Raw genomic sequence first — 4530 nt, forward strand, 5'->3', positions numbered from 1 at the left:
GCGGTGATGGGCGCTACCGGCGTGACGGGGTTCGACGGGGTGGAGAAGGCACCCGCACCCGCGGCGTTCACGGCACGGACCCGGAAGGTGTACGCCGTGCCGACGGTCAGGCCCGTGTCGGTGAAGCTGGTCGCGGTGGCCGGCACGTCCGTAAGAACCACCGTGGTGCCGTCGGTCCGCTCGACCGTGAACCCGGTGACCGGCAGCTGACCGGTCGGGGCCGGGGCGGTCCAGGTGACGGTCGCCTGGGCGCTACCCGCCGTCGCGGTGACGTTCGTCGGCGCCGCCGGCACCTGCAGGACGGCCGTGGCGTCGGCGAACTGCAGTTGTTCGACGTTGCGCAGCGTGTCGATGCCGTCGGGGCCGGTGACGGTGGTGACGCCGCCCGCCGTGGTGATGGTGCTGGCGGCCCGGGTGCCGGAGAACACCGCGGTGTCGATGCCACCGGAACCGGCCACGATCTCGCGGACGATCACGATGTTGCCCGGGTTGATGGTGCCCGCGAAGATGTCCGCCTGCAGTTCCTGCATGCTGTTCGCGCTGCGGATCTCCGTGGCCGGGTTGGCCGGGTCGGTCCGGACGCTGAGCCGCACGTTCAGCCACGAATCACCGTCGATGACGTCGTTGCCCAGCCGGCCCTCGAACGTGTCGCTGCCGGAGCCGCCCAGCAGGATGTCGCCGCCGGTGAAGCTGGCCGCGCCGTTGAGCTGTGCGTTCAGACCGTTGATCCGGGCGATACCGGCGGCGTCGAGCTCGTGGCCGATCATGTCCGCGGCCACGTTGTCGCTGCCCCTCAGGGTGTCGTTCAGGTTCCACCCGGAAAGGCCCTCGACCAGGTCGAACCGGTCGGACAGGGTGTCGATCGCGGGTGCCACGAAGACGCTCTTGTTGAGGTCGGCGTCGGCGCCACAGGGAGCCACCTGACCGGTCCGGCACTGCCGAGCGGCCCGGTTCTTGTATGCCGTCCAGTCGAAGCCGAGCACGCCCTCGCTGCGGGACACGCCACCGGCGGCCACCATGATGTCGTCGCCGCCTTCGGCGTCGAAGTCGTCCGCGCCGCCGTCACCGACGATCACGTCGTGTCCCGGGGTGTTCGGGTCGTCCTGGAACGGTGCACCGTTGTCGCCCTGGAGCAGGTCGGCCTGCGGGCCGCCCTGGATCCAGTCGTCGCCGTCGTCGCCGAACACGGTGTCCGTCGACTGCCCGCCGAAGACGAAGTCGTCGCCGGGGCCGCCGAAGGTCTCGGTGATGTCCGCGCCGCCGACCACGAAGTCGTTGCCCCGGCCACCCTGGTTCAGGTCGCCGCCGGCGCCGGAGCCGGAACTCATCGCGTCGTTGCCGTCGCCGCCCTTGAGCACGTCGTCACCGAAGGTGTCGGTCATGATGTCGTCGCCCAGGCCGCCGATGATGCCGTCGTTGCCGGCGCCACCTTCGAGCCGGTCGTTGCCGTCGTTGCCGCGGACCGTGTCGTCGCCCTCGCTGGAGCTGATGCCGTTGTTGGCGGCGGTGCCGATGAACAGGACGTGCAGGTCGCCGGCGTGCGTGCTGGAACCGGTGTCGCGGCCGTACCGAATGGTTCCGTCGGCAAGCCGGTCAAGCAGCTGCGACTCGTTGTAGTCCGGGGTCGCCGGGTCATCCTGGACCGGCCCGGAGGTACCCAGGTTGGCCAGGTTGAACACGTAGCCCGGCCGGGAGAAGACATCCGCCGGCAGGTTCTCCGCATCCGAGTTCCGGGAGATCATCTCGGCGAAGGAGTTGCCCTCGAGCTGAACCAGCAGGTTGAGGCCGGCGGTCCGGGTGAGGTAGTAGAAGCGGTCGCCGTCCTGCAGGTTCTCCATCTGCTGCTCGAAGACGAAGTTGAACGTGGAGCCCAGGAGGCCGCCGAACGGAGCCTGCCTTTCCGCCAGGCCACCGACCCAGAGGTCGACGTTGTCGAGGCCCGAGGTGCTCGCGGCGCTCTCCATGAACGTCACGCTGTCGGGCGGGGTGGCCGGGTTTGCCGGGTCGCCGGCCACCAGCAGGGCAGCTGCTGCCCGCTTCGCCGACAGGGTGGTCGCGGAGGTGACGGACGGGTGGGTGCCGTACGCCGCCACGAAGTTGATCAGTGATCCGCGGTGCTTGAGGCCCAGTCCGAAGTCGTTCCAGCTGGCGTACGGTGCCAGCGCCGAGTCGCCGGTCCGGGCGAAGAACTGGCGACGGACGGCGTTCAGCGATGGCACGCCGGTCTCCCGGGCCCGGGCCATGTTCAGCGTCGCCAGGTCGAGTGGCAGGCCGACGAGCCGGTTGCGCAGCGCGTCGGTGACGAACTCGTCGAGCTCGTTGCCGACCTGGCTGGTCAGTCCCCGCACGATGCTCCCGGTTGCCTCATCCGGGGTGAGCTCCCCCGCGGTCCCGCCGTTCGTGTACTCCACCGGGTCGAGGAAGGCTTCGAACAGGCTGACGTCGTTCGCCGACCCGTCGGCGTTCACCCGCGGCACCGTCTCGTTCAGCATCGAGTGCCCGAACCGGTAGACGGCGTGCGCGAATTCCGCGGTGATCGCCGGGTCGATCGTGCTGTCGTAGCCGGAGAACAGGTTCACCATCGGCTGTACCTTGCGGGCGAACTCCTCGAACGCCAGGTGCTGGTACTCCATCTCGGTGACGAACTTGGCGGCCTGGAAGATTCGCTCGCCGTTCCACACGCCGGGGCTGGTCTGCCAGTTGGCCACGCTTGTGGGGTCCTGAGTCAGCAGCACGTCCTTGATGCTGCCGGTCGCGGTGCCGGCGAGCCGGTTGTGCTCGGAGTGGAAGATGTGGTGCACCGCGCTGAGCGCGATGTTCTCGTTGATCCGTCCATCGCCGGCGACGAAGTGCCGGTCGAGGGTCTCGTCGTCGTACGTCCCCGCCGCCGCCGTGGCGTCCAGCGTCGTGTTGGTGTCCGGGGTGAACGCCGGCTGCGCTGGGCGACCCGGTCCCTGCGCGGGGGTGGCCTGCTTCGGCACCGCGTGATGCGCGATGTCGTCGAGGAAGGCATGACCGGTACGGGCAGCGTTGGCCGGTACGAGAACGCCCGCTCCGCCGTTCGCGGTGGGGTCGCCCTCGACCAGGCCGGTGGCGGTGGCGATCTGCGGGAACCCGTTCGGACCGGGAATGAACTTGCCGTACTGGTCGGTGCTCAGTAGCGGGACGTTCAACACGTCCGCATCCACCAACTGGATGCCCAGCAGGTCGGCCGCCTGCGCCTTGGTCGACGACCAGGTGGCCAGGCCACCTTCCGCGCCCTCCAGCATCGCGCCGGTCGCGAGCGGCCGCCCCTCAGCCAGTGCATATTGACGGAGGAACACCTGGTGCGAGGGGTGTGAGGCGTACGTCTGGCTCTGATCGACGAAGGTGGCCGTCTGGTTGACCGCGTCCTGGGTACCGGGCAGGTTGGTGGCCCGGGTCAGCACCATGAAGTTGGTCTGGGGGGTGGCGGGGTTGTACAGCGGGTCGTCGGGCTGCAACGGGACGAAGACCGTGCCGCCGCCCTTGTTGGCCAGGTCCAGACCGTGGTCGAAGAACTGCCCGAAAATCGTAAACCATGAATTGTACGGGGCGGAAAGGCCGGCATCGGGTGCGACGTTCGGAATGGGCAGGGTGCCGGTCGAGTCGGCTTCCGCTCCCTCTCCGGCGGCAGCGACCGCGGCCGGGTTGTCGGCGGTCTGGTCGACGACCAGGTTGCTGATCACGCGCGGCTGCGAATCGACAACGATGTTGCCGGGAGCCGTCTGGTTGTAGGACGACGGCGACGCTCCGCCGAATGCGGCAGCGCTCTCGGCGCTCTTGAAGGTCGGCGTTGTCATTCGCGGGAATGCCCGGTCGGCGGCGCCGAACTTCTCCTGACCGGCCAGCAGGTTGTTACACGTTCCGTCGACGGTACGAAGACCCCACGGCAGCTCGGCTCCCTGCTGGCCCTCGTCGGGAATCTGGTTGGGGCCGTTACCCAGCAGCGTGCCGCACGGGTTCTCGGCTGAGGCCGTCTGGGCGTGCGCTTCGGCGATCTGGATCTGCTTGAGGATGAACTTCAGGTCCGACGGGTTGATGTTGAAACCCTGGCCAACAGCCGCGTGGGCCGGGGTGGCCCCGAACAATGGCATCATGGTTGCGACCATCACCGCGCTGAGCGCGATGTTTCCGCTCGCACGAAGCCGGGAGCCGGTTGGCTTCCCACGCTTTTTCGAGAATGGAGACATTCGGCGGTTCTCCTTCACGGGAGGGGCGGGGAGAAAGCTCGGTTCTCGTCGTCCCAGCAAGGAGTGATCGGAGGCGAAAAAGCCGACGCACCGCCATCTGCCGTGAATCCGAGCACCTGCTTCGGGGGTCTCCCGCGCCTGGGCATGGCCCTATTTGCCGGACCTTTCGCCACATAATCGGTGTCGGACCTGTTGCCGCAGTCTCGTCCGGCTGAAGCGAGTCTGTGCGCGTCCTGAAGCCCGTCGCCGAACGACCGGGAAGCTTCAGAACAGCGGCTCAACCGCAGCGCCGGGAAGGGTGTCGTGCGGCTGGCCTGCT

Annotated in this window: 1 protein-coding gene; it reads right to left on the reverse strand. The window is 68.4% G+C overall.

Features of this window, described 5'->3' with window-relative positions; translation table 11 throughout:
* Positions 1–4118, reverse strand: a 4118-nt coding sequence (locus Ari01nite_RS49185; protein ID WP_203791644.1) for a peroxidase family protein, incomplete at its 3' end; no start/stop codon positions are given.
* Between the last annotated feature and the right edge of the window lie 412 nt (positions 4119–4530).

The sequence above is a fragment of the Paractinoplanes rishiriensis genome (genome assembly GCF_016862375.1).
Classification (GTDB): Bacteria; Actinomycetota; Actinomycetes; order Mycobacteriales; family Micromonosporaceae; genus Actinoplanes; species Actinoplanes rishiriensis.